Origin of the sequence: Poseidonibacter parvus, from assembly GCF_001956695.1 — a bacterium.
GTDB lineage: Bacteria > Campylobacterota > Campylobacteria > Campylobacterales > Arcobacteraceae > Poseidonibacter > Poseidonibacter parvus.
This window is the reverse complement of sequence record NZ_CP019070.1, coordinates 2,102,291-2,128,789: the sequence shown is the minus strand read 5'-3', so window position 1 is coordinate 2,128,789 and position 26,499 is coordinate 2,102,291. Positions and strand designations below refer to the sequence as shown.

The following is a 26,499-nucleotide window of genomic DNA, read 5'->3' as shown; positions in this document are numbered from 1 at the left end:
CTTATTTATCTACCTTTGTAGTATTTGTCATTTCCATAACCATATCCATAACTAACACCATAACCATATCCATACTTATCACCAATCTCAACACCGTTTAATATCATACCAATGTGATTGTGTGAGTGCTCTTTGCTAAGTCTATCAAGATTTTTAATAAACTCTTTTCTAGTATAATTAGCTCTAACAATAAAGAATGTAATATCAGTATAGTTCATCAAAATCAACGCATCAGTTACTAGTCCAACAGGTGGAGTATCTATAATAACATAATCATAAGTTTGTTTTAATAACTCAATTGTATCTTTTGTCTCATCCATAAGTATTAATTCAGAAGGATTAGGAGGTAATACTCCAGTTGTAATAATATCAATGTTTTCTTCAGAAGTTTTTTTGATAACTTCTTCAAGAGTATTTTGTTTAGTTAAATAGTTACTAAACCCAATATTATTAGGAATATTAAATTCATTATGTACACTAGCTTTTCTTAAATCTAAATCCAAGATTATAACTTTCTTATTACTCTTAGCAATTACTTCTGCAAGTTTTGCGGCAGTATTAGTTTTACCTTCTCCTGATACAGATGAAGTAATAGTAATAACTCTACTTTTTTCATGTTGTGGTAAAAACTGTAAGTTAGTACGTATTGACCTAAATGCTTCAAAAAAGATATTTGCAATCTTTTTATTTTTATTTAATGGAATAACCCCATAAATAGGAATAGAAGATAGTCTTTCTATTTCTTCTGTATTTTTAATAGTATCATTTAAAAACTCTTTGATAAATGCATATGCTAAACCAAAAATAATTCCTAAAATCATACCAACTAAAACAATCAACATTCTTTTAGGTTTGATAGGTTGAGGGTAGTTTAATGCCTCATCTAAAATTCTACCATTAGAAATAGTTGATGATTTTAAAATAGCAGTTTCAGCTCTCTTTTCAAGTAGAAATGAATAAACTTTTTCATTTACATTAAAATGTCTAGATAATCTTGTAAGTTCTCTTTCTTGTTTAGGAAGTGTTTCTAAAGATTTTGTATATTTAGAAATAAGTCTATTCATAGATTTTTTTCTTTGATTAAGTTGTCTTAAATTTGATTTTAAAGAGGCTTTAATTGATCTTCTAAGTGACGCAATAGTTTTACTAAGCTTCTCAACATCAGGGTGTAGTTCTGTATAGTCAATTAGTACAGATTCCTTTTGTGTTGAAAGTTCATGTAGCTTTGTAATCAAAGCAGCAAGAGCAGGGTCAGCAAACTGAATAGATCCTACAGTTAATCCTGAAAGATTAGTATTCGAAACAATATATTGTTGTAAATTTTTAAGAATATTCTCTTCAATGATTATCTCTTGAAGTTTTGCTTCGTACTCTGTAATATTTTTTGCAGTTGCAGTTGCTTTTTCTGGTAAGCTTATTACATCATTTGATTCTTTATAAACTTCTAGTTTATTTTCAGATATTTTTAGTCTTTGATTAATATCTTCTAATTGTTTATCGATAAAGGCTAAAGATAAATTAGCAACTTCACTTTTTCTTTTTACTTCTTCATCTAAATATGCTTTAAATAACGAATTTAAAAGGTCTTTTGCTCTTGTAGATACTGTATCTTGTATAGATATTCTTAGTACTGAGGCTAATTCTGATACTTGTGATACATTTAATCCACTATAAAATACATCAGCAGCAATTGAAGGATGGATAAACTGAAAAGAATAAGTTTCATTTTCCATTTGAGATATTTGATTGATTTTTATTTCAAACCATTCTGTATTAATATCTTCACCATATTTGTGATTTTTATCATAAGAAATTAAATCATATTCTTTAAGAGGTGAAACACCTAATAAAGCAAGTATTCCTTTTTTTGAATACTTTGAAGTTGGAAGAATCTTAAGATTAAAAGTATCTTCATTTATAGGTGTTAGTATAAACTTCTTTCCATAAATAATATTATCTAAAACTTTAGTCCCTACTACAAAAGGAGAATTTTGATAAAACTCATGTTTTCTATAGTTTTTAGTTGTAAAATATCTAGTATTTAAATCTAAAGATTTAAGAGCTTTTTCTGCCAAAAATCTTGATTTTAATATCTCGATTTGATTTTGTACATTTATTCCACCACCTGTAAATGCTTGTTTTAAAGCATCAGCACTGTTATATCCTCTTTGTTCTTCTTGCATTTCTATTGTTGCAGAAGAAGCATAAATATTTGGCTTTGTATATGCAAAAACAGCAGTAGCAATAGTAAATACAATAGCAAGTAGTAATATAATATATTTATACCTGCTAATTATTTTAAAAACTTGTTTTAAGTCTATTTCATCATTTTGTTGAACATTTATTATGTTACTCATTATTGTATTAACTCTTTTCTTTGTGTAAATGGATCTAGGATTGCTGATAGCATATTCCAGAAAGGAACAATATCATTAAAGGCTCTATTATAACCTTTTAAATCTGTTGGCTGAACATATATAATATCATTAGGTTTTAACAGCATACTACCGTCATTTAAAGCAGTTAAATTTGCAAGGTCAATATTTCTAATATCTGGATTTCTTAAATCCCCTCTTATAATCTTGATATTATTTCTAGAAGCATAATCAGTTAAATCACCTCTTTGAGCAATTGCTTCAATCAAGTTCATTGTACCATTTTGTACAGCTACAACACCAGGATTTTTAACTTCACCTATTACTATAACTCTTTGGTTTTTTATTTCAGTTGTTACATAAGGGTTTCTTATATAAAGTTTATATAAACTTATAAGCTTTTCGGATGCTTCATCAGCTGTTAATCCAGATATCTTAACACTACCTATCAAAGGAAGTCTTACTGTTCCTTTTTGTGTTACTAATATTCCAATGTCATCTACATCTTCAGTATTATTAGTATTTTGGCTTGTAAGTATAGAAGTCATTTGTTGAGAGCCTTTACCTGACTGTATATATACAGTAATAGATACTCTATCATTTGCAGCAATTTTACTTTCGTATGCAACTTCTTTTACATAGTCTTCTTTTGATACTTTAGTTATTACAGTTTCTTCTTTTTTTTCTACTTGAAAAAGCTTATAATCTTTTAATGTACAACCACTAAACAATACTAATAGACCTGATATAAGTAATGCCCTTGACAAAGAATTCTTCATATGTTCCCTTTAAACAAAATTTTCTTATAATAACACATTTCCTTATTAAAGGTCAACTTAAACTTCAAAGCTTATATTTAAGTTAATTTTAATATCATAATTTAAAAAGTTATGTTATAATCTATTTAATTATTCAAACATACGGAGACTATGATGAGCAAAAAAACAACAAACGAATCAAGAAGAGCTTTCTTAAAAAAAGCTGCATATGTAGCACCAACTGTAATAGCACTTGGAGCAATTTCAAACCCTACATCAGCAGCAGCTAGTTGTATTTCAGCAAACTGTAACGAACCAAGTACTACTCCTTCAACTATCCCAGGTAACAACGATGAAGGTGGATTTAAAGGTTCTTTCTAAATTAGATAATGAAATTATTTAATTATTCTTTACTCCATAAACCTACTACTTTAGCTGATGCTAATTATTATCTTTTAACAGAGGGAGATTTTCCCTCTGTTGATTTATCTCATGTCTTAACTCTTTACAATAACCAATACCGAGAAGTACAAATCAAAAGTGACAAGCCTTTTGATAATATAGTAAAAAACCAATACTTTAGTTTTGATGTAAAAGACGTAGTTTCTTTTTTATTTAAAATAGGAACAAATTCTATAATTATAAAAAGAAGAAAAAAAGCTAGTGATTTATTAGTAGAATACTGGTTATATCATACTTTCTTACCTATCTTACTCACCTTTGAAAATAAGTACTATTTTTTACATGCAGGTGCAGTAGAAATCGAAAACAAATCAGTACTTTTTATAGCAGATTCTTTTGGTGGAAAATCTACACTAACAGATTTTTTCATAAAAAAAGGTCACACTATGATTTCTGATGATAAAGTTGCAACTTTTGAAAAAGAAGAAAAAATATATGCAGTTCCCTCTTATCCTTATCATAGACCATATAGAAAGATGGAAGATTTAGGTATATTTGTAGAAAATTTTGCAAAAGAAATCAAACCAATTCATTGTATTTTTAACCTAATAAAATCAGATGAAAACTCTGATATAAACATAGAAAAAATATCAGGAATAGATAAGTTTAAAGCACTACGATATGCTACAGATATTGATCTTCCTGTACATAAACAATCACGATTTAAATCCCTTGCAAATATAGCAAATAAAGTAGATATTTACAATATCTCAATACCTTGGGATTTAGATAGACTAGAAGAAGTATATGATAAAATATGTATCTTTATCAAAAAGGAAGCAAATGAATTTAAACACTAAAGTAACTATACCAGATACACTTTTTTCACAAGAAGTAGATGACGAAACAATAGTTCTTGATACAAACACACAAGAATATTTTAACTTTTCTTCATTAGGAAAGGTTATATGGGATATGCTTTTAGAAGAAAATACACTTCAAGAGATATTTGATGAACTAAATGAGTTTATGGAAGTAGAAAAAAAACAGCTAGAAAATGATATCTTAGATTTTGTAAAATCTTTAAATGAGAGAAATCTTATAAAGACAAGTGATTAGTCGCGAGACCGTAAAATCAGTTCTATATGTATTATTGGCTACTATTCCTCTAACTTTTGCTGCTAGTATTACATATTCTTGTTTTTCATCTTCAAAGAATTTTTCTACATCATTTTGGTTTAAAGTCTAGTTCTTTATATCTTCTTTACACTTTGAGTATTTTAGTGATTAAATATTTTGAAGCAGTCGAAAATTTTGACCGGTTCTTTTTTATTGTCTTTATCAAGTTTAGCCAGATCACTATTTGGTATTGTGGGTTTGAATAAGATACTACATATCCTTTTCATCTACTCCAGTATCTTTAAATTCTAATTCAATTCCTGAACATCCTCATAGTATTATGTTTATCATTTTATACCTTCGTATAATGCATTTATCTAAAAATATATGAGATTTATTTGTTTTTACATTAGATTTTGATAACATTTAAAATAACTTAAAAAAGGCTTTTCAAATAAAAAATCTAAATACAACTTTATCAGACGATATCATACTTATAATAGAATCTTGCAAAGAAGACAAAAACCAAGAACTAATAAAAGAAAAAATCAGCACTATAAAAAACTGGGATGATTTTATTGCTCTTAGCTATACTCACGGAGTCTTTCCCTTAGTTTATCATACTTTAAAAGAACACAAAGATATTTTACCTAAAGATTTATCTCTAAAACTAAAAACCATAAATATGGACATAGCAAAACAAAACATGCTAATGACAAGTGAGCTTATCAAAGTAATGAAGCTATTAGAAGAAAATGATATAGAAGCAATAGCTTTCAAAGGTCCTACTTTATGTCAGCTAGTATACGATGATGTTATTTCTAGACAATATGTTGATATAGATTTATTAATAAAAGAAGATTATTTTGATAATACAGTAACTATTTTAAAGAAGTTTGATTATCAAGAAAAATTTGAGTATTCAATTGGAAAAAAGAAGATTGAAAAATTACTTTCTGATCATACTTTTATTAACCCAAATAATAATATTCCAATAGAAATTCATAACAAACTATTTTCTTCTGATTTCCCTATTAACTTAAATAGTGATATCTTTTTTAAAAATACTACTAATATATTAATTAATAATAATTCAATAAATAGTTTTTCTAAAGAATACTTATTAGTTTACCTTTGTCTACATGGTTCTAAGCATCTTTTTTCAAGAATATCTTGGATACTAGATATTCATAAGTTAATAAACAAATATGATTTAGATTGGGAATTAATTGATAATATAATTCAAAAAAGTGATTCTAAAATAATAGTTTATTCCTCTTTATTTTTATCTAGATATTTACTTAATACTAAATTACCAGAAAATATAAAAAATAAATATAATGATAAATATAAAAAAATAGTAAAACTAATAATTGAAAATAAGAAAAATATGGATGAAGATAAATTCTCGATTATTAATTTAATTATGTTTGATACTGTAAAACAAAAAATATTTTATATTTTTTATCTTTTCAAACCTTCGTTCTTAGATTATCAAAGTCTAAATAAAGATTATAATTCAGAATTGTTATATTATATAATAAGACCATTCAATATCTTATCAAGGTTTTTCAAAAAAAGTAAATAATTATCTTATACTTTTTTTATGTTTTATACTTGTTTATAAAATCATGAATAGTTCTTTTTAATTCATATTGCTCTTCAATATCTTCAAGTAAATATAATAAATCTAATTTATAAAATACACCATATGCAATATAGTTGTATGAAATTTTGAAAAACTCCATAAATGCGCTCAATAAAGCAATCTTGTTTTCATAGAATAACGATTTATTCCACCATTCTAAATCAGTCACTGCTGTATTTATACTAAGGTTATCTGACTTTGGTATTAATAAATTACTTAATATTGATATTCTTCTTGTATAAAGTGAATCTGTAACTAAAAGTGCTGATTTAAGATTGTTTTCATTCAGATAGTTTCTAATAAAGAGAATTTCTTCAGCAGTATTTTTTAGATAAGGGTTGAAAATATAATTAATTTTTTGATTTGTATTCTTAATATGAGCAATTCTATTATCTGATAAATTATTTTGTTGACTATACTTTGTTCCACCCGTAATAATTAATATTCCTTGTTTACTATAATTCTCTTTATATAATTGAATAGATTTATTGAATCTATGTAAGTTTTTTCCTCCACCTAAAGATACTATAATATCTGATTTAATTGGATCTTTTGATATGTCTAAGTAGTTTCCAAGATTTGTAAATAGATAAACAAAAATGCAAATGAAAAAACCTAGAGTTAAAATTTTATAAGACATTCTATTTTTTCATTTAAAATAAAGAGCTATATTTTTGAGATATTAAATTCCAATTATAATTTTCTTCTGCAATAGTTTTCATATCTTTTGACAAATCAATTAATTTAGTATCATTTATATTATTTAATAGTTTTATTAATTCAATTGAAGAATTAAAATACAAAGCCTTATGTTGTGTTGTTTCTTTGTTATACTCAACTGCAAAAGCAAGTATAGGAAGACCTAAATACATAGCCTCAACTAATGATGGATTTGTGCCTCCTGCACTATGTCCATGTAAATACACATAACAGTTTGATCTAAATTGATCTAGGATAGTTTGATTATAAATAGGATCTAGTATATTTATATTAGTAAATGAAGAATATTTTTCTTTTAAATCTTTCCCGTAATCACTTGCATCCCAATTTCCAATAATTACAAAAGTTAAATTTTCATTTTTTGATACTGCTTCTAAAATTATATGAATATTATTCTCAGGTTCTATTCTGCATACTGTAAATGCATATTTATCATTTAAGAAAGTATATTTTTCTTTTAGTTCAGTAGATATTTCGACTTTATTTACATGATCTGCTCCATAAGCGATTAACTCACTCTCAACTTTATATTCATCTCTTACATAATTTTGAATCACTTTATTGTCAGCAACTACAACATCACTGTATTTTGTAGCTAGTTTTTCTGAGAACTTTAAAAAAGATTTTGTATACTTATTCCACTTATCTCTTTTCCATTCTAAACCATCAATATTTGTGACAATTCTAATCTTTTTATTAAAAAGTCTTAAAAAAGGTAAAAATATACATCCTGATACACCTAGAATCAAAATAGTATCAGCAAATTTAAGTGATTTGATTAAAGATACTATATCATAGGGAATACTTTGTGCTCCATTTGCATTAAGATTTATATATTCTAACTTACAATTGTTGTAAGAATCTAGTTTTTCTGGATATGATTTAGAAGAACAAAAAACAGTTATATCATACTCTTTGTTTAAATCTTTTGTCAAATATTCTGCCAAAGTTTCAAAGCCACCATATTTTGCAGGAATACCTACTGTGCCAATAATTGATAATTTCTTTTTATTCATATATCACCTTTTCTATTTTTTCTAAAAATACTTTTTCACTAAAGCTTTTCACTTTTTCTTTTCCATTTGCAGATAAACGTAGACATGTATCTTCATCTCTTGATAATTCTAATATTTTATTTGATATTTTACCTATATCATATGATGATATTAAATATCCTTCTTTATCACTTTCTACTATTTCAATAGGACCGCCAACTGGAGGACAGATTATAGGTACACCATAAGCTAATGCTTCTACAATAGTCAAACCAAATGTTTCAACCCACTGATCAACTCTAGATAAGTTTAAAACTAAAGAAGAGTTTGAATAAAACTTAGTCAAGTCTTTTTGTCTTGAAAATATTTCAATATTATCAGGTAAGTCATAGTTAAAATAAGTATCTATTTCTATTTGATCTGCATTTAAAATCAATCTAAAAGATATATCTTTTTGTTCTTCAAGTTTTTTACAAATACTAATAAACTCAGGTATACCTTTATAGTCTTTTAATGAACAAATCATAGTTACAATAAACTTATCATGATGTAAGTACTTATATTCATAGTGTGAAGCTGTTTCTAAAAAATTATGTTCAAGAGCATTATGTATTACTTCATCTTTTATATTTTCAAAACTTTCTTTAGATTTTAAATCATTCGAAACAAATATAACCTTACTAGCAGTTTTACTTACAACATATCTTAAAAATCTTTTTAATACTGAAGGCTTTATAGATGTTTCATGAATATGATATATAATTTCACATCCTTTAAATCTAGCAGCCATCGCTGCTCCAAAAGGAAGTAATGTATTGATATAAATCATATCTTCTTTTTTGTATTTTAATATTTTAAAAAACAAATCCATCTGAGATAATATATAAGTACATAATGTAAAAAATTTATTATTAGATCTTTTATAAAAAAAGTTAAAATGATTTTTAGTAATATTTGATAAAAAACCATCATCTTTTGATGTGTATAAGTAAATATTGCTATTATTTAAAACTTCATTTCTTACTATTTGTGATAGAACTTTTGGGCTACCGCTATAGTCGTTTAATAGATGAATAAATACTATTTTTTTCAACATCTTTCCTTTAATACTTTTGCAGGAACTCCACCGATGATTACATTTTCAGGAAAAGATTTATTTACAACACTTCCTGCTGCAATAATACATCCATTACCAATAGTAACCCCATCTAAGATAGTTACCTTTGATCCAATCCAACAATTTTCACCAATAGTGATTCCTTTTCTAGAAACACCTTGTTCTCTAATTAAAATGCCTTTATCTTCGTAATTGTGATTTTCAGGATGTAAACTTAAATATTGACCAATAATTGTATTATCACCAATTTTAACTCCTCCTGCTCCACCTATATATGCAAATTCTCCCATTCCTACATTATTACCAATTTCGATATATTCTCCAATATTATCAAATGATACAGAAATAACTAGTTGTGAAAATGAGCCAATATTTACATTGTCTTTCAATGTTAATTTCTTTTTCCCTAGTGCATATATTTTTACATAATCCCCAATATTCACATTGTTACCAAGCTCAATATTTTTCTTATTAAATATTTTTACATTTTTACCTAAAAAAATCTTTTTAGAAAAATGTCTTGAATCTAAAAATCTAAATCCTCTGATTAATGATATGATTTTATCTATAGTAAATGACAAAAGGATTGATGAATCTATTGATTCATCAAAGTTAAAGTTTTTGTTCTTTGTTCTTTGTACATATTTTTCTATCAAATTTTTTAACATAACGTAGCCTTTATTTAATCTGATTTTCAATAATATTCATAGTCTCTTCAATATCAATATTTTCAATTGCTAAATATTCTTGGTCATACTTATTATCAAACTCAGCAAATAAGTTTTTATATTTATCTGTAAGTTCTACTATACTCTTTTCATCCATCTCTTGCTTTCTAGACAATATAACTTCAGGACTTGCATATAGAAAAATATTTAACTTTGGTTTAAAAACAAAATTATAAAAGAATTTTACAAATTTACTATTCAAATCAATATTTGTTCTTCTTGAATCGTTAATAAAATCAAAATAATATCTATCATATATTATAATCGTATCTTTTCTTGTATATTTAAAATATAATACAAATTGACCAAAAATATAATCTGTAAGATAATAAGAAAATCTAACCAAAGATGATAATTTTGATTTATTTCCACCTGTTCGTGGTAATACTTCCATTGTCTTTTTTTCTGCTTCTTTTTTGCCATGTTTTATGGCACTTAATATTGGCAAAATTGAAGGTCTATGTCTAACTACAACAACTTTCTTATTATATTTATTTTCAATTAACTCTTTAACTTTTGTTAATATTGTAGTCTTACCTGCACCATCAACTCCACTAAATGTAATAATCTTTATATTTTTATTCATGTATTACTTTTCCTTCTTTTTTTACAATATCTTTTAATGCTTTATTCCAAATATCTATTAGCCAAAAAACTTGACTATGAAGTTCTTCTTGAGAGTTATATTTATCTAAATAATATAGTACTGTATATTCTAAATATAGAATATAATTTAAATTAATATCAATATTGTATTTCTTTATAATTTCTTTCAAATGTTCATTTTGAAATACTGTATTTATAGTATTTATTATTGAAGAATAACCTTGCTTATTTATAAGTATTTCAGCTTGAAATATATAATGAAATAAGTCATATAGTAGTACGGTATCTTTGTTACTAAGTTCCCAATCAAATACTGATAATTTATTGTTTGTTACATACATATTCCATGGTGTAAAATCACAATGAGCTAAACCTAAGTTTATTTTTATATCATTAGTTAAAGTACTTTTTATATTAGCAATATTTGTCAAGATGTCTTTTATTTTTTCATGTGGTAATTTTGTATTTATCTCACTTGTTTCTAGCTTATTTAATATTAAACTTGATTCTTTTACTGAATCAATATCTTCTAGTTTCTTTTCTGTTAATGTTCTTGAATACAAATCATCTAAAGCTTTTATATGTATATCATCAATAGAATTAGTTTGGTACGATGAGTTTTGCTTAATATTATCTATAATAATATAGTCATCATTTTTTTCTATGATTTTTGGAATTTCTATATTTTCAAAAGTAAATGAATTAATATATTCTAAAATATCTGCTTCATTATGTATCAACTCTTTTGAACTTTCTGTAAGAGAAATTTTTACAAAATATTCAGTTTCATTGTTTTTATTTAATTCTAAAATTGCTTTTCTATTAACACCTACAGTTCCTGTAAAAATAGAATAGTTATATGTAGGATAGTTTTCTAAAATATTGCCAATAATACTTTTTTTATCTATATTTATTTCTAATGGTTTTGCTTTTAAAAGTTTATTTAACTTGAATAAGAAAAATGTTTTTATACTCAAAGCTATTAGTTTTGCTCTCATTGATGATGTAGAATAAAAAGCTAAAAATGTAGGTCTTTTTAAACTAATAGGATATATCCATCTTATAGTTCCATCAGGATTAGAAATATAAAAAAATGATGATAGGTTATCACCATCTTTTTTATTTATAAACAATAAATCGATTATATTTGTATCTTCATTATTTATAATAGACATTATTTTGAACCTTTGTTAGATAATTTATTATAAATTACATTAAGTTGATCACCTTTTGAATCCCAAGTATACTTTTCCAAATAAAGCTTTCTTGCATTTTCAGACATACTAGCCTGTAAATCTTTATTTTCATAGATTTTTAACAAGGCATTTGAGAAGTCACATATTGATTGATCATAATTAGTATAGGGTATTTGTATTGCACAGTCATCATTTGTAAGCTCTCCTGGACCATAATTGTCAAAACAGATAATAGGTAAAGAATGTGAAAGTGCTTCTGCTACAACCATTCCTGCTCCTTCATATGAAGGAAACAAAAATAAATCAGAATTCTCATAATAAGTTTCTAATTCATCTTTTGTAACCCATTCAATTAAATAAATATTATCTTTAGAATTAAATTTTTCAATTTTCTTTTTCAATTCTTTTTTCATTGGACCATCACCAACTAATGTTAAGGTTACATTATCCCTATCAGAATTATTTAGCTTGTTATAAAATAATTCAAAACAATCAACAGTAAGATCAAAGCCTTTCAATGGTACGAATCTTCCAACAGAGATTATATTAAACTTTGTAGATAACTTATTTATATCAGAAATATTTTGACTATCACTTGATGCCACCTGTGACATAATAATAGTTTTTTTAGTATCTAAATTCAATCTTTTGATAACACTTTTATTTCCACATATAATTAAATCAGATTTCTTTTTAGATAAAAATAAAAATGGATCAATGTTCCAGTTAATCTTTTTTATAATCCACTTTATTCTATCTTTATAATAATAATTACTGTTTTTATTAATATATTCGCTAGGTATTAATTCATGATGATTGATAGGACCCCAGATTAAAGGTTTTTTTAATAACCATAAAAAAGTGGGGAAAGCATCAGTATGAAAATTTAGATTATGTAATATATCATATACTATTTTATTCTTTTTTATAAATATAGGCATAAGCATCTGCCATAAATAAAAGTATAAAGATGAACCTCTAGCTCCCTTTTTCCAAAATCTCATCCAATAAGGTAAATCAAAATAATGAAATTCAAGATTTGTATCATCAATATTAAATTCTTTTATATATTTTTCAATATTCTCTTTATTATTTTTTCTTGTAATGGCAATAACTTTGTTGTATCGTCCTATTTGTTGAACTAAATTCCAACCAGTTCCTGATTCAGAACCTTTATATGGATTTATATCATATACTGTAGCTAATATTTTTTTCATTTATGACCTTTAATTTTAGACAAATAAGTTTGTTCACATAGTTTATAAAGTTCTTGTTTATCTTTAAGACTATTCTCTAAATTTATTTTAAAAGATAAATTTGAGATTACTTTTATTATAGATTTAGGCAATGATATTTTCTCTTTTTGAGAATCAATTATTATTAATGTGTAACCTTTAAATAAGTGATAAAGAATAACTAATAGTTTATTTACTCCTATATTTTCGTTTGTATTAATTGTCAATACATTTAATCTATACTTATTAATTAATACTTCTTTAAATTTCTCTATCTCTTTAATAGTTGGAAGATCATTTTTAGCAAATAAATTAATAAAAGTAGATTTCTTTCTATTTTTAAATAAGTCAAAAAAATAATTACTATTATTTAATAATCTATCAGTTAGATTGTTTTCGATATTAAGTTTAGTTATAATTTTAGCATGAATATATTGATTATAAAAAAATGAATCTTCTATATTTGTAAATTCTATATCATAGTTAGTTTTCATAAAACCTAAAATTTTATTTTTTTGATATGTATTTAAGTTTGATAAGTATGATTTATATTTATCGCCTATGTTACTTTTGTTTATAATATAGAAGAAGTAGATATATAAAAATTGATATTCAATATTTGGGATAGATATATTTTCATGATTAGTTTCCTTCGATTCTAATAATTTATTAAGTTTAATATATTCTAAATCTTTTCTTATAAATTTATAAATTAAATCTAATGATAAAAAACTTCTATCTTTAAAATAAAAAGTTATAGTGTACATAAAAGAATTTTTAAAAATATGATATTTTTCAATTATATCTGTAGATTGTAAAAATTTTAATATGTTAGGCAAATTACTTTTTTTAATAGCAATATCAATATCTGATGTGAAACTTAATTCATTTAAATTGTTTTCTGTATATTTAAGCACAGCATAATCTAAATTTCTAATAAAAATAAAAAATTTTCTTATAAATGTTACTCTGTTACTCAATTTTTTGCCTTTGTTCTTTAAAATAATTAATGTCTGTACTTGCTCTGAATATTATTATTAATGTTGTCCAAAATAATATTGAGGTGTTACCATGCATTATAAATATCCAAGTTTCAGCATTAGAGTGAATAATCGCTGCCATTAATATTAAACTAACATAATAAATATTATCTGTTAATTTTAAACTTAAATAATAAGTTCTCATAAAAAAAATTATAATTATGGAAGCAAAAAAGAAACCAAATTCTTCAATTAGTGCTAAATAGGTATTGCCTTTTTCAAATTTAGGAAAATCATGATACTTATCAAAATAACTAAATTCATTAACATGATAACCCCATCCTAAGTAAGGTTTTTCTTCAATTGCTTTAAATCTAAGATCATAAAGCATTGTTCGAGTTGATAATAAACTTGAATCAGATTGATTATTTTTTTTAACAAACCCCATTATTAAATCGGATGAAAGAAAGATAATTACACTAAGTATTATTGCAATTACAATTTTTTTAAAAGTAAATATTCTTTTACTTTTTATTAACAATATTAACCATATAATGATTGTAACTGCTACACCAGTTCTTGAAGCTGACAATACTAATATAAATATTGAACCAAATAATATTAACTTAGATAATTTTGAGCTATCTTTCAAGAGATAAATTTTATTTAAGAAATATGGTATTATTATAACACTAATATAAAGTGCTAATTGGTTTGGGTTATCAAATATACCTTGAAAGTGTCCCTGTCTATAAGCGAATGCTGGTTTCCAAACTAACAAAAAAAATGATGAGAATATTAAAATAATTGATAATGTTTCTATTATATATTTATGATATAAAAAAAGCTTTTCATTTTTGAATAGTGATGTTACCAAGATAATACAAAAAATAATATATAATGCTTTAAGTGAATATTCAAGTGAATAATCTGGTTTATAACTAAATAGTAAAGAATGAATAGCTATTAATCCAAATAGTATCATAATCGTTAATATTCTGAAATTAAAATAAAAATATCTCTTTTGAATTAAATAAATAAAAGCAAAAAGCAATATTCCTAAGGATATGAAAAATTTCACATTAGTTATTAAAGCTATTTCCATTTTTTTTCTTCGATAAGTTCATTATTTATTTTTTCCCAACTAAAATGCTGTTTAATCATTTGATATGATTTTTCTCCCATAATATGTAATTCATCACTTAAAAGGATATTTTGGAATTGATGAAGTTTATCTTTTATTTCATTAGAATTATTTTCTTTTAATATAAGTCCACAATTAAATTCTTCAACATAATTTTCAAAATTAGTTTCTTTAGAGATTAATAATGGTTTTCTTAATCCTGCTGCTTCTAGTACAGCCATTGGGAAACCTTCAAATCTTGAAGTATGTACAAATACATCCATATTAGAAAGTAAGTTAAGTTTTTCATTACCAAACTTTGAACCATAAAATACGACAGAATTTGCTAAATTATTTATTTCAGAAACTTTTTTTAAATCATTTAAATCTGGACCATCGCCTACTATCCATAATTCTCCTGACCCTTTTTCCTTTTTGTAAATATTAAAAGCTTTTAATAATAGATCTAGGCCTTTTGTGTGTGAATCGATTCTTCCTACAAAACCAAATATAGGTTTGTTTTTTGAATTTATTTGATAAAAATCAAATTTCAGTTCATCAAGATTTTGTCCATTTGGAATTAATACTTTATTTATTTTTGTAGTTAAGTTATCTATATGTAAATATTCACTTTTACCTAAAAATTGAACTTTCCATGCTCTTTCTAGAATTTTTTTGTCAAATAAGTTAAAAAAGATATTTTTTATTAATGATCTCTTATTCATTGCTTCTTTATTATATGCACCGTGAGAAGTAAAAATATATCTATGATTTAGATTATATAACATTTTTGATATTGAATAAAAATCAATAATAAAACCTCCATGAATATGAAAAATAGTATTTTTATCAAATTTCTTTATATCTTCCACCAGTTTGTTATCTAAGAAATATTTTTTTCTAGTGTATAAATTCAAAGAATAATTTCTTTTTATTGTATGATCCTCATCAAAACTATTTGTTAATCCAATAACAATAACTTGATGTCCTAATCTTACTTGAGTACTAGCCAAATTATGAACAACTTTATTTACGCCGTTCATTCTATTTGGATTAGCTTTTCCTAAGACTATATGAACTATTTTAATCATTTGCAGACTTTAAACTAATTTTTTTTATTTCAATAAAGAATATAATTGATGTTAATATTTGAGTAAGTATCATTCCTATAACGACTCCGTTTATTTCTAATGTTTTTATAAGTATAAAAGATGCTATAACTGAAAAAATAGTTGTTATTATATAATTTATAAATATTTTCTTTGTATTTTCAATGGTTCTTAGAATATAACGTTGCAACATTCCAATATAAATAAATATGTACATAATCATAAAACCAAATAATAAATATGAGTAAGATACATATTCATCACCATAAATTACTAATATAAGTTCTTCACCATAAATAAAAAGTACTGATATTAAAACTAAAAATATATAAAATCCATACTGCAATTGTATTTTAAAGAAAGATATTGTTTTTTGATATCCGTTATTTTTATAAATTTCTGCAAATCTAATTGGAAGGATATTTTCTAAGGCAATAAATATAACATGAAATATACCCATTGTATTTTGCATTACTTTAATAACCCCTACGGACCATGGACCTAAAATTGAACCAGCTACTAAAATATAAAAGTTTCCACTTCCCCACTGGAGAAGAGATGAATAAACTAACCATTTAGAAAATTTCCAATTTTTTAAAAATAATAACTTTATATGAGTAGATTTTAAAGATTTAAAGTTTATTTGTAAATATCCTACAGCAAAAGATATTGTAAATGTAAGTGATATTGATATAAAAGTATTAATTAGAGTAAGCTGTTCAAAAAATATTAATGAACTTATTCCTATTAGTTGTCCTATATATGCAATAACATCAATAAATATTAATCTAAAATAAGATATTTTAATGATAAAATATCTTCTTATGAAATCTTGACATAAGAAAGAAAAAACCATCCATAATATATAATATCTGAATTCAGAGATATTATATTTACTAGTGATTAATTCTGAAAAATAAAATAAAATGCTTAATATTAATACACAAATTATAGAAAAAATAAATTGCATATATAACATATTAGTTAAATAATAATCTTTTATTAATTTGTTTTTTTTAGGTGCATGTGTTAAAAGTGGTGAAATTATTAGTGCCAATTGAATACTACTAAAAAATAATACAATTAGCCACAATAATGAAAATTGTCCAAAAATATCTAATCCTAAAAATCTAGCCAGTAAAATACCTAGTAAAAAATTACTACCACTAACCAGTATTTGATCTAAAAATATTAATGATTTTTTATTTTTAGCAATATTTTTAAATTTTGTTATCAAACTTCATACTTCCCCAAATACCAATCCACAGTTAAAACAATCCCACTATCAAAGTTCTCATCAGCTTTCCATCCAAGCTCATCTTCAAGTTTTGTAGCATCTATTGCATATCTTCTATCATGTCCTGCTCTGTCTTCTACAAAGGTAATTAGTTCTTTATATGAACTTAGAGTTTTTGAAGGAACCTTAGTATCAAGTATAGTACAGATTGCATCTACTATTTGAAGGTTTGTTCTTTCATTTCTTCCACCAATATTATATGTATTTGCTGTCTTTCCTGTATGATAAACTATATCTATTCCCTTACAATGATCTAGTACATATAACCAATCTCTAATATTCTTTCCATCTCCATAAATTGGAATTGCTTCATTATTCAAAGCTTTTCTAATAATTGTAGGTATTAGTTTTTCATCATGTTGTTTTGGTCCATAGTTATTTGAACAGTTTGTGATTACTGTATTCATTCCATATGTTTCATTATATGCTCTTATAATCATATCACTTGAAGCTTTAGAAGCTGAATATGGAGAGTTTGGAGCATAAGGAGTAGACTCAAGGAATAAATCTTTTGGATCATCGCTAAGCGTTCCATACACTTCATCTGTTGAGATATGATGAAATCTACAGTCTTGGTAATCTGATTTAAAATGGAATGGTTTATCCATCCAGTATTTATATGCAACATCAATAAGAGTAAAAGTACCATTTACATTTGTATTTACAAATACTCCTGGATTTTTAATAGAGTTATCTACATGTGATTCTGCTGCAAAGTGAATTACACCTTGAATATCATATTCAGTAAAAATAAATTCTACTAGATCTCTATTACAGATATCACCTTTAATAAATTTATATCTAGGATTAGCTTCACACTCTTTTAGGTTTTTTATATCACCTGCATAAGTTAGAAGGTCTAAATTTATTAGATTATACTCTTTGTATTTATCTAAGAAATATGGTACAAAGTTTGAACCTATAAATCCAGCTGTTCCTGTTAGTAATATATTTTTTTTATTTTTTATATCCATTATGATCTTTCTCCTAGTTTTCTTAAACACTTATCTAAACTATCTTTCCAAAAAGGAACTTGTATATTAAATTCATTTTTTATTTTTGCTTTATTTAAAAGTGAAAAATGTGGTCTTGCTGCTGGTGTTGGGTATTGATAAGTTTCTATTGGATTAATTTGACAAGTTATTTTTGCCATTTTCATAATCTCTTTTGCGAAGTCATACCAAGATAGTACTCCTTCATTTGAGTAGTTATATATATCTACTTTAGAGTTATTAATATCTGGCAAGATATCTAAAATAGCCTTAGCTAAATCTCTTGCATATGTAGGTGTTCCTACTTGATCAAATATAACTCCAAGTTCTTGCTTTTCTTTACCTAGTCTTAGCATTGTTTTTACAAAATTATTACCAAAGCTTGAGTAAACCCAAGATGTTCTAATAATAATAGAATTTTTAGGATTTATTTTAATCATTTGATTTTCACCATCTAGTTTTGTTTTACCGTAAACTGATTGTGGATTTGTTTGAAACTCTTCACAATATGGTTTGAAGTTTTTACCATCAAATACATAGTCTGTTGAGATATGAATTAGTTTTATATTTAATTCTGCTGATATCTTTGCTAGTTTTTTAACTGCTTTATGATTTATTTTATCTGCGTTTTCAATATCTTCTTCAGCCTTATCCACTGCTGTATAAGCTGCACAGTTTATAATAGTATTAATATTATTTGATTCACAAAAGTTTTTTATATCTTCTTTATTTGAGATATCTAAATCATCTCTTGTTGTAAAGAAGAAGTTATAATCATAATCTTTTTCTAACTCTCTTAGTTCACGTCCAACTTGTCCGTTTGAGCCTGTTACTAAGATATTAAACATAGTAATCAACTCCAAATTTAAATATCTCATTTTCATCTTCAATACTAAATAGTTTTGGTTGCTTAGTATCTTTTTCTGATAGTTTTAATTCAGAATGATTTAGTTTCCAATTGATATCTAAATCCTTATCATCAAAAGCTATTCCTCTATCACACTCAGGAGAATAGTAATTATCTACTTTATAAGCAAATGTTGTATCATCTTCAAGCACTACAAAGCCATGAGCAAAGCCTCTTGGAACTAGAAGTTGCTTTTTATTATCACTTGAGAGTTCAACAGCTACATGTTGTCCAAAAGTAGGTGAGTCACGTCTTATATCAACTGCAATATCTAGTACACTTCCAGAAATTACACGAACAAGTTTTGTTTGTGCATGAGGAGGCAGTTGATAGTGAAGTCCTCGCAAGACCCCTTTACTTGATTTTGATTCATTATCTTGGCAGAAGTTTATTTTAAAGCCTAAGAATTCTTCTAGTTTATCTGCTCTAAAAGTTTCTACGAAATATCCTCTATGATCTCCATGTACAACAGGCTCACAAATAATTACATCTGGAATATTAGTTCTTATAAAATTCATCGTGCTACTATTCCTTCTTTTGCTCTTTTGATTAGGTATTGACCATAGTTATTCTTTTTTAGAGGAACTGCTAGTTCTAAAAGTTTATCTTTAGTTATATATCCCATCTCATAAGCTATTTCTTCTAAACAAGCTACTTTAAGTCCTTGTCTATGTTCTATTGTTTGAATAAAGTTTGAAGCTTCTAGCATAGATTCATGAGTTCCTGTATCAAGCCAAGCGTATCCTCTTCCCATTAGTTCAACTTTTAATCTTTCTTCTTTTAGGTAATCTTGATTTAAAGTTGTTATTTCTAATTCACCACGATCAGAAGGTTTTACTTGTTTTGCTTTTTGCACTACATCAGAAGGGTAGAAGTAAAGTCCTACAACTGCGTAGTTTGATTTTGGTTCAAGTGGTTTTTCTTCGATAGAAGTTACATTACCTTCATCATCAAATCCAGCAACACCATATCTCTCAGGGTCATTTACTCTATATCCAAATACTGTTGCTTTATTTTCTTCTTTTGCATTTTTAATAGAGTTAGCTAAAAGGTTAGTCATTCCATGTCCATAGAAGATATTATCACCTAAAACTAAACAAGCATCATCCCCATCTAAGAATTTTTCACCTAGTGTAAAAGCTTGTGCTAATCCATCTGGACTTGGTTGAACTATATATTCAAATTTCATACCAATATCAGAACCATCACCTAGAAGTTCTTCAAATCTTGGAAGATCATGTGGAGTTGAAATAATTAATACTTCTTGAATACCTGCAAGCATTAAAATTGAAAGGGGATAATATACCATTGGTTTATCATAGATTGGAACTAGTTGTTTCGAAACACCTTTTGTTATTGGGTATAGTCTTGTTCCACTTCCTCCAGCTAGTATTATTCCTTTCATTTTTGCTCCTTATATTGTTTTATATATATTTTTATTTCTAAAATAAATAATATTATACCATAATAAAATTATTTATTATCTGCTTTTAATTTGTTTTTCAAAATAATCTTCCCAGCTTCGACACCAGGCTGATCATAAGTATTAATTTGTACAAAGCTTCCTACTATTGAAGTAAGTAATTCATACGAATACATAAGTTTCCCGATATTGTATTCATTTTGTGATTCTATTGTGATAATATCACATGGAATATCTTTTAGGTTTTGTATAGCTTCTATTGTTGCATCTGCTTGTTCATTTATTATATTTTTAAATTTGATATTATTTGTATAATCAAGTTCTTCAAGTCCAGGAAGTGTAATATCTGGAATAGTAAGTTCATTTTCAAAGTCTGCTACTTTTATAAAAGTAACTGTTTTATCTCTTTTCCCTTCCATTATTAGCTGTAAAAATGAGTGTTGATCAATAGGACCTGTAAGCGCTACAGGTGTTAGTCCTTGTTTTGTTTGGTTGATATTTATTTTACCAAGTGATTCTCCCCATAACTGTACATACCATTTATTAAATCCTTCAAGTAATGAAGAGTAAGAGAAAACTACGTTTATATTAAATCTATTTTTATTCTCTACAATAAATCTAGCTTTTTCCATAATAGAAAGATAGTAATCCCCTCTATCAAAGTAGTCATTATAGATAGTTTTACATCCTGTTAAAATCTCATCAATATTTAAACCCATAATAGCCATAGGCACAAGACCAACAGCTGTAAATACTGAAAATCTTCCACCTACATTTTTTGGTATTTCAAATGTTTTCATATCATTTGTTTTTGCATAAGTATTTAGTTTACTATCATCTTCAGTAATACAGATAGTATTTGATTTATCAAGTGTTGTGATACTAGTTAAATATTTTAAAATACTTACAGTCTCTATTGTAGTTCCTGATTTAGAGATGATTATAAAAAGAGTGTCATCTAAGTCTAATTTACTTACACGTCTCTCTAAATCTAAAGGATCAGTAGATTCTAAAAAGTGAAGCTTTTTCATATTTTCTTTATGTTGTAAAAACTTATGAATAGCATATGTTCCTAATGAACTTCCACCAATACCAACTATCACAATATCTTGTTGAGTAACAGTCTTAGCATACTCTTTAAACTCACTTGTATCTTGAAAAGCAAGATTATAGTAACCTATTGTCTCTTTTTCTCTTGATATTTTATAAAATATCTCTTCGTTTGATTTTATTTGGTAGAAATTTTTTGTATAGTCCATTACTTTTTACTCTCTGCTTTTTTTGGTTTTTCTTGTGTTTTATTATAGAAGTGATTAGTTGCTTCCACAAACCCATCAATACTTCCACAATCAAATCTATCTCCATCAAACTTAAAAGCTAAAACCATACCTTTTTTTGCTTGTGTAAGAAGTGCATCTGTGATTTGAATCTCTCCACCTTTTCCTGGTTTTGTATCTTTGATAATTTCAAAAATATCAGGAGTTAAGATATATCTTCCAATAATCGCCAAGTTTGAAGGTGCATCTTTAGGATCTGGTTTTTCTACCATATCTTTGATCATAAAAATACCAGGTTCGATTTCATTTCCATCAATTACACCGTATTTATATGTTTCTTCTTTTGGAACTTCTTCAATAGCAACGATTGAACATTGGTATTTTTTATAAAGCTCACACATTTGTGATAAAACACCTTTTTTAGCATCACATAAATCATCTGCAAGAACTACTGCAAAAGGTTCATTTCCTATTAGAGTTTCACCACCTGTTAAGATTGCATGACCTAAACCTTTCATTTCTATTTGTCTAGTATATGAAAAAGTACACTTAGTAATAACATCTCTAATCTCTTTTAAAAGTGGCTCTTTTGAAGAACCTTGGATTTGATGCTCTAACTCATAAGAAATATCAAAATGATCTTCAATAGCACGTTTCCCACGACCTGTTACTATTGCCATAGTTGTCATACCTGCTTCTATTGCTTCTTCTACACCATATTGAATAAGTGGTTTAGTAAGTACTGGTAACATCTCTTTTGGTGTGGCTTTCGTAGCTGGTAAGAATCTTGTACCATATCCTGCTGCTGGGAATAAACATTTTTTAATCATTTTTAATTTCCTTCTAAATTGTTTAACATTTTTACTAATATTTCTTCATATCTTTTTGCATTTTCTTTTGTATTGGCTTCAAATCTTGTTACAAGTTTTGGTGTTGTATTAGAAGCTCTTACTAATCCCCAACCTTTATCAAAAATAACTCTTACACCATCAACTGTGATGATATCTTTAATATTTTCGAAATCTTCGGGAGGATTTTTTAAAGCTTCTTTTAAATCATCAATAATTTGAAACTTTGTCTCTTCAGTTACTGTGATATTTATCTCAGGTGTTGAGTATACTTTTGGAAGTGCTTCATACTCACGATCATAATCAAACCCATTATCCATAAGTTCTAATGCTCTAAAAGTTGCATAAATAGCATCGTCATAACCAAAATACCTATCATTAAAAAATAAATGCCCAGATACTTCAGCTGCAAAAGATGCGTTTAATTCTTTGATCTTTACTTTCAGGTTAGAGTGACCTGTTTTATACATAACAGCTTTACCATAAGAATTGATAATATCATACATAACTTGACTACATTTTACTTCACCAATTACTGTAGGATTTTCTATAAACTTTGAGAAGAATATAGCTAAAATATCACCTTTAAAGTTGTTTTCTTTTGAAAGTAGGGCGATTCTATCTGCATCTCCATCATAAGCAAAACCAAAATCAAACTCACCACTAGCAAGCTCTTTTTGAATATCAACTAATGTATGCTCATCACTTGGATCTGGATGGTGGTTTGGAAAGTTTCCATCAGGTTGCTCAAAAAGTATATGATGTTTAATATTTAATTTATCAAGAATCTCTCTTAAAACTACACCTGCAACACCATTTCCACAATCAAAAACAAACTTTTTACCTTTAAGTTTTAAATCTTTAAAATGATTTACAATATAGTCAATATATTTATTTTTAGCATCGATTTCAATAGTGATATTATTATCAGGAATAACAGAGTCATCTTTTAAAATATCTCTACCCATAGAATAAATCTGCTCACCAAAAAATGGATCCTTATTTATAGTGATTTTAAATCCATTATAAAGAGGGGGATTATGTGAACCAGTAATCATAATAGATCCATCACATTCTAAACCATTAAAATCAACAAAGTTAGAGAAGTAATTAACAGGTGTAGGAACAAGTCCCATATCAAGTACTTCTAATCCTGCATGATTAATTCCAGAAGCCAACCACTCTTTAAGTTGTGGTGAATGAAGTCTAGCATCATATCCAACAGATACAAAAGATGCCTCAGGAACTTTTGCCATTAACTCTTTTGCGAAATAAAAGCCGATTTTTTTAACAATATTTTCATTTAACTCTTTTTGGAAAATACCACGTATATCATACTCTCTAAATATAGATGCGCTCATTATATATTCTTCTCCCATTCAAGTGCTGTTTTACATATAAGTTCTAAGTCATTGTACTTAGGAACCCAGTTCATTTTTGTTTTGATTTTTGTATTATCAGAAATAAGTGTAGAAGGATCACCAGCACGTCTTGGAACTATATCTACTTGAAAATCAACACCAGAAACTTTTTTCATAGTCTCAATTACTTCTTTTACACTATAGCCATAACCATAACCACAGTTAAAAGTATCACTAGGATTTGATTCTAAATACTCTAAAGCTTTTAAGTGTGCATCAGCTAAATCCTGAACATGTATATAATCTCTAATACAAGTACCATCTTCTGTATCATAATCATCACCGAAAATAGCCATTTTTTCTCTTTTACGAAGTGCAGCTTCTGCAGCAACTTTTATTAAATGTGTAGCATTTAATGTAGACTGTCCGATTTTTTCTTCTATATCAGCACCTGCAACATTAAAATATCTTAAAATCACAAACTTAAAATCATCATTTGCAAAAGCAGTATCTTTTATAACAGACTCTGAAAATAGCTTTGAATTTCCATAAGGATTTATAGGACTTGTAGGACAAGTTTCATTTACTGGAATAAACTTCTTATCAGGCTCGCCATAAGTAGCAGCAGTAGAAGAGAATATAAATTTCTTAACTCCATACTTTACAGCTAAACTTACAAGATTAGAAGTATTAGCTGTATTATTAAGATAATATTTCAAAGGTAACTCAACAGACTCAGGTACTACTAAAGATGCTGCAAAGTGAATAATCTCTTTTATATCATTTTCTTTGAAAACTTCTTCAACTTCATTCCAAATAGATAAATCTTGATTATAAAATTTTATTCTTTCATTGCTAGTATCTAAACTATTTAGCGTTTTAATTGTATTTTCAAAACCAGTACATAAATTATCAATAATAATTATCTCATAATTCGTCTCTTCAAGTAATTGTTTTACTACATGAGATCCAATGTATCCTGCAGCTCCAGTTATAAGTATTTGCATTAAATATTCCCTTCTATATTATCATCATTTTTTTTATTTTTTTTGATTAGCCCAAGTTTTTCTTTTAGATTCTTTTTTTTCTTTTTTTCTTTTTGATATTTTTTCTTTAATCTCGCATCAGCAGCACGTTTTCTAGCTCTTGGATCAAAAAGATTGAAGAACACTAAAAATAATAAGACAAACGTTAGCAAATTTATTAGGTCGTTTTGCTTGTGTACTTGTATAAATATCACTGTAAAAGACAATTGCATTAAAATCAGCATTTTTACAGTAAATTTTTTATCTTGTTTGATATTATTTAATATATGATGAAGATGGTTTTTATCAGCAGTAAATGGAGATTGACTTCTTTGAATTCGTCTTCTAAAAACTGTAAGTGTATCCAAAATTGGAACAGCAGCCAAAAATAAAATAGATACAGGATTAACATATTCAATAGCTTTTATACTTAAAATTGCGATTATAAAACCTAATAACAAAGAACCACTATCTCCCATAAATACTTTTGCAGGATACCAATTAAGAAGTAGAAAAGCTAAAATAATTGATATCAATATTGATGGCCAAATAATCAACATATCATCTTGATATATAACACCAATAGCTAAAAGTGCTGTTAATATAATTACAGATAATGAGCCAGCTAAACCATCTAGTCCATCACTTAAATTTAAGGCATTTGTAAAAGCTACAACTGCAAAAAGTGTAAAAGGAAAAGCTAAAAAACCAAGGTTAAATTCAAAACCAAAAAAATTACCTATATTAGTAATTTGAACACCCGAGAAATAAGCTATAGTAGAAGCAAGAATTATAAAAATAAGTTTTGTTTTAGAACTAAGTGTATAAATATCATCTAAAACCCCACATATATAGATTATTAGTATAGATAGAACTATAAATTTTATTTCACTAAAAATATTTAAATTAAAAACAATAAGACCAACAATAAAAATTAAACCAAAGACAATTCCCGCTCCTCTTGGCGTAGCAACTTTATGTGAACTTCTATGATTTGGAACATCAACAAGGTTCAAAGTAGGAGCTAATTTGATAAATCTTTTAATAGAAAAGTAAGTCAAATAAAATAATGCCAGTGAAAATATAATAAGTGTAGGTGTCAAGTTTTTGCATCCTTGTAATAATCTTGAATATTATGATTATAATATAAACTTTCTTATTTTATTGTAAAAGTAGTTACTTTTTAGTTACAAACTGTATACAAAGTAATCAATAAATGTTGCCTGTCTAAAAATAATTAAGAAATATTTCATTTTAT

Annotated in this window: 26 protein-coding genes; 4 read left to right on the top strand and 22 right to left on the bottom strand. The window is 26.2% G+C overall.

Annotation, left to right across the window (positions count from 1 at the left end; all coding sequences use genetic code 11):
* Positions 1-5: 5 nt before the first annotated feature.
* Both LPB137_RS10455 and LPB137_RS10450 read right to left on the bottom strand, forming a co-directional pair.
* Positions 6-2,357, bottom strand: a complete 2,352-nt coding sequence (locus tag LPB137_RS10455) for a GumC family protein (protein ID WP_076087767.1) — start codon at positions 2,355-2,357, stop codon at positions 6-8.
* Positions 2,357-3,154 (bottom strand): polysaccharide biosynthesis/export family protein, encoded by a 798-nt coding sequence (locus LPB137_RS10450; protein WP_076087765.1) that lies wholly within the window; start codon positions 3,152-3,154, stop codon positions 2,357-2,359. Before LPB137_RS10450 ends, LPB137_RS10455 begins: the two co-directional genes overlap by 1 nt.
* Before the next feature lie 153 nt (positions 3,155-3,307).
* Here LPB137_RS10450 and LPB137_RS10445 point away from each other — a divergent pair, with 153 nt between their 5' ends.
* The 4 genes from LPB137_RS10445 (at position 3,308) to LPB137_RS10430 (ending at position 6,242) form a co-directional block, all read left to right on the top strand.
* Complete coding sequence (locus LPB137_RS10445; protein ID WP_076087763.1) at positions 3,308-3,514, top strand: hypothetical protein; 207 nt, start codon at positions 3,308-3,310, stop codon at positions 3,512-3,514.
* An 8-nt stretch (positions 3,515-3,522) separates the two neighbouring features.
* Positions 3,523-4,395, top strand: a complete 873-nt coding sequence (locus LPB137_RS10440) for a phosphoenolpyruvate carboxykinase (ATP) (RefSeq protein ID WP_076087761.1) — start codon at positions 3,523-3,525, stop codon at positions 4,393-4,395.
* Positions 4,379-4,654: a PqqD family protein gene (locus LPB137_RS10435; protein WP_076087759.1), complete on the top strand. Its 276-nt coding sequence runs from the start codon at positions 4,379-4,381 to the stop codon at positions 4,652-4,654. Before LPB137_RS10440 ends, LPB137_RS10435 begins: the two co-directional genes overlap by 17 nt.
* Positions 4,655-5,108: 454 nt before the next feature.
* Positions 5,109-6,242, top strand: coding sequence for a nucleotidyltransferase family protein (locus LPB137_RS10430; protein ID WP_083657238.1), 1,134 nt, complete (start codon positions 5,109-5,111; stop codon positions 6,240-6,242).
* Between the two features lie 16 nt (positions 6,243-6,258).
* Here the strand turns inward: LPB137_RS10430 and LPB137_RS10425 are convergent, their stop codons facing one another.
* From LPB137_RS10425 to LPB137_RS10330, 20 genes are all read right to left on the bottom strand, one after another.
* Positions 6,259-6,942 carry a YdcF family protein gene (locus LPB137_RS10425; RefSeq protein ID WP_076087755.1) on the bottom strand — a complete coding sequence of 228 codons (684 nt, stop codon included), beginning with the start codon at positions 6,940-6,942 and terminating at the stop codon, positions 6,259-6,261.
* A gap of 13 nt (positions 6,943-6,955) precedes the next feature.
* The gene (locus tag LPB137_RS10420) at positions 6,956-8,038 is read right to left on the bottom strand and encodes a DUF1972 domain-containing protein (RefSeq protein WP_076087753.1); all 1,083 of its coding nucleotides are present in this window, start codon (positions 8,036-8,038) and stop codon (positions 6,956-6,958) included.
* Positions 8,031-9,110 (bottom strand): glycosyltransferase family 4 protein, encoded by a 1,080-nt coding sequence (locus tag LPB137_RS10415; protein WP_172802482.1) that lies wholly within the window; start codon positions 9,108-9,110, stop codon positions 8,031-8,033. The genes LPB137_RS10420 and LPB137_RS10415 overlap by 8 nt, the downstream gene beginning before the upstream one ends.
* The gene (locus tag LPB137_RS14765) at positions 9,107-9,802 is read right to left on the bottom strand and encodes an acyltransferase (RefSeq protein ID WP_076087749.1); all 696 of its coding nucleotides are present in this window, start codon (positions 9,800-9,802) and stop codon (positions 9,107-9,109) included. The genes LPB137_RS10415 and LPB137_RS14765 overlap by 4 nt, the downstream gene beginning before the upstream one ends.
* A gap of 10 nt (positions 9,803-9,812) precedes the next feature.
* Positions 9,813-10,448, bottom strand: coding sequence for a nucleoside/nucleotide kinase family protein (locus LPB137_RS10405; RefSeq protein ID WP_076087747.1), 636 nt, complete (start codon positions 10,446-10,448; stop codon positions 9,813-9,815).
* Complete coding sequence (locus LPB137_RS10400) at positions 10,441-11,643, bottom strand: hypothetical protein (protein ID WP_076087745.1); 1,203 nt, start codon at positions 11,641-11,643, stop codon at positions 10,441-10,443. The genes LPB137_RS10405 and LPB137_RS10400 overlap by 8 nt, the downstream gene beginning before the upstream one ends.
* Positions 11,643-12,881, bottom strand: a complete 1,239-nt coding sequence (locus tag LPB137_RS10395; RefSeq protein ID WP_076087743.1) for a glycosyltransferase family 4 protein — start codon at positions 12,879-12,881, stop codon at positions 11,643-11,645. The genes LPB137_RS10400 and LPB137_RS10395 overlap by 1 nt, the downstream gene beginning before the upstream one ends.
* Positions 12,878-13,879 (bottom strand): hypothetical protein, encoded by a 1,002-nt coding sequence (locus tag LPB137_RS10390; protein WP_076087741.1) that lies wholly within the window; start codon positions 13,877-13,879, stop codon positions 12,878-12,880. The genes LPB137_RS10395 and LPB137_RS10390 overlap by 4 nt, the downstream gene beginning before the upstream one ends.
* On the bottom strand, positions 13,872-14,864 hold the full coding sequence (locus LPB137_RS10385; protein ID WP_172802481.1) for an O-antigen ligase family protein: 993 nt from the start codon (positions 14,862-14,864) through the stop codon (positions 13,872-13,874). The genes LPB137_RS10390 and LPB137_RS10385 overlap by 8 nt, the downstream gene beginning before the upstream one ends.
* A gap of 110 nt (positions 14,865-14,974) precedes the next feature.
* The gene (locus LPB137_RS10380; protein ID WP_076087736.1) at positions 14,975-16,093 is read right to left on the bottom strand and encodes a glycosyltransferase family 4 protein; all 1,119 of its coding nucleotides are present in this window, start codon (positions 16,091-16,093) and stop codon (positions 14,975-14,977) included.
* Complete coding sequence (locus LPB137_RS10375) at positions 16,086-17,348, bottom strand: lipopolysaccharide biosynthesis protein (RefSeq protein ID WP_076087734.1); 1,263 nt, start codon at positions 17,346-17,348, stop codon at positions 16,086-16,088. Before LPB137_RS10375 ends, LPB137_RS10380 begins: the two co-directional genes overlap by 8 nt.
* The gene (gene rfbB / locus LPB137_RS10370) at positions 17,345-18,382 is read right to left on the bottom strand and encodes a dTDP-glucose 4,6-dehydratase (protein WP_076087732.1); all 1,038 of its coding nucleotides are present in this window, start codon (positions 18,380-18,382) and stop codon (positions 17,345-17,347) included. The genes LPB137_RS10375 and rfbB overlap by 4 nt, the downstream gene beginning before the upstream one ends.
* The gene (rfbD, locus tag LPB137_RS10365; protein WP_076087729.1) at positions 18,382-19,248 is read right to left on the bottom strand and encodes a dTDP-4-dehydrorhamnose reductase; all 867 of its coding nucleotides are present in this window, start codon (positions 19,246-19,248) and stop codon (positions 18,382-18,384) included. Before rfbD ends, rfbB begins: the two co-directional genes overlap by 1 nt.
* Positions 19,241-19,825, bottom strand: coding sequence for a dTDP-4-dehydrorhamnose 3,5-epimerase (gene rfbC, locus LPB137_RS10360; protein WP_076087727.1), 585 nt, complete (start codon positions 19,823-19,825; stop codon positions 19,241-19,243). Before rfbC ends, rfbD begins: the two co-directional genes overlap by 8 nt.
* Positions 19,822-20,712 carry a glucose-1-phosphate thymidylyltransferase RfbA gene (rfbA, locus tag LPB137_RS10355; protein WP_076087725.1) on the bottom strand — a complete coding sequence of 297 codons (891 nt, stop codon included), beginning with the start codon at positions 20,710-20,712 and terminating at the stop codon, positions 19,822-19,824. The genes rfbC and rfbA overlap by 4 nt, the downstream gene beginning before the upstream one ends.
* A gap of 68 nt (positions 20,713-20,780) precedes the next feature.
* A complete protein-coding gene (locus tag LPB137_RS10350; protein ID WP_076087723.1) occupies positions 20,781-21,989 on the bottom strand; it encodes a glucose-6-phosphate isomerase in 1,209 nt (402 codons plus the stop codon).
* Positions 21,989-22,837 carry a UTP--glucose-1-phosphate uridylyltransferase GalU gene (gene galU, locus LPB137_RS10345; RefSeq protein WP_076087720.1) on the bottom strand — a complete coding sequence of 283 codons (849 nt, stop codon included), beginning with the start codon at positions 22,835-22,837 and terminating at the stop codon, positions 21,989-21,991. The genes LPB137_RS10350 and galU overlap by 1 nt, the downstream gene beginning before the upstream one ends.
* A 2-nt stretch (positions 22,838-22,839) precedes the next feature.
* The gene (locus LPB137_RS10340) at positions 22,840-24,216 is read right to left on the bottom strand and encodes a phosphomannomutase/phosphoglucomutase (RefSeq protein ID WP_076089343.1); all 1,377 of its coding nucleotides are present in this window, start codon (positions 24,214-24,216) and stop codon (positions 22,840-22,842) included.
* Entirely contained in the window at positions 24,216-25,223 is a 1,008-nt protein-coding gene (gene galE / locus LPB137_RS10335) for a UDP-glucose 4-epimerase GalE (protein WP_076087718.1), read from the bottom strand. The genes LPB137_RS10340 and galE overlap by 1 nt, the downstream gene beginning before the upstream one ends.
* On the bottom strand, positions 25,223-26,344 hold the full coding sequence (locus LPB137_RS10330) for a glycosyltransferase family 4 protein (RefSeq protein ID WP_076087716.1): 1,122 nt from the start codon (positions 26,342-26,344) through the stop codon (positions 25,223-25,225). The genes galE and LPB137_RS10330 overlap by 1 nt, the downstream gene beginning before the upstream one ends.
* Positions 26,345-26,499: the final 155 nt, after the last annotated feature.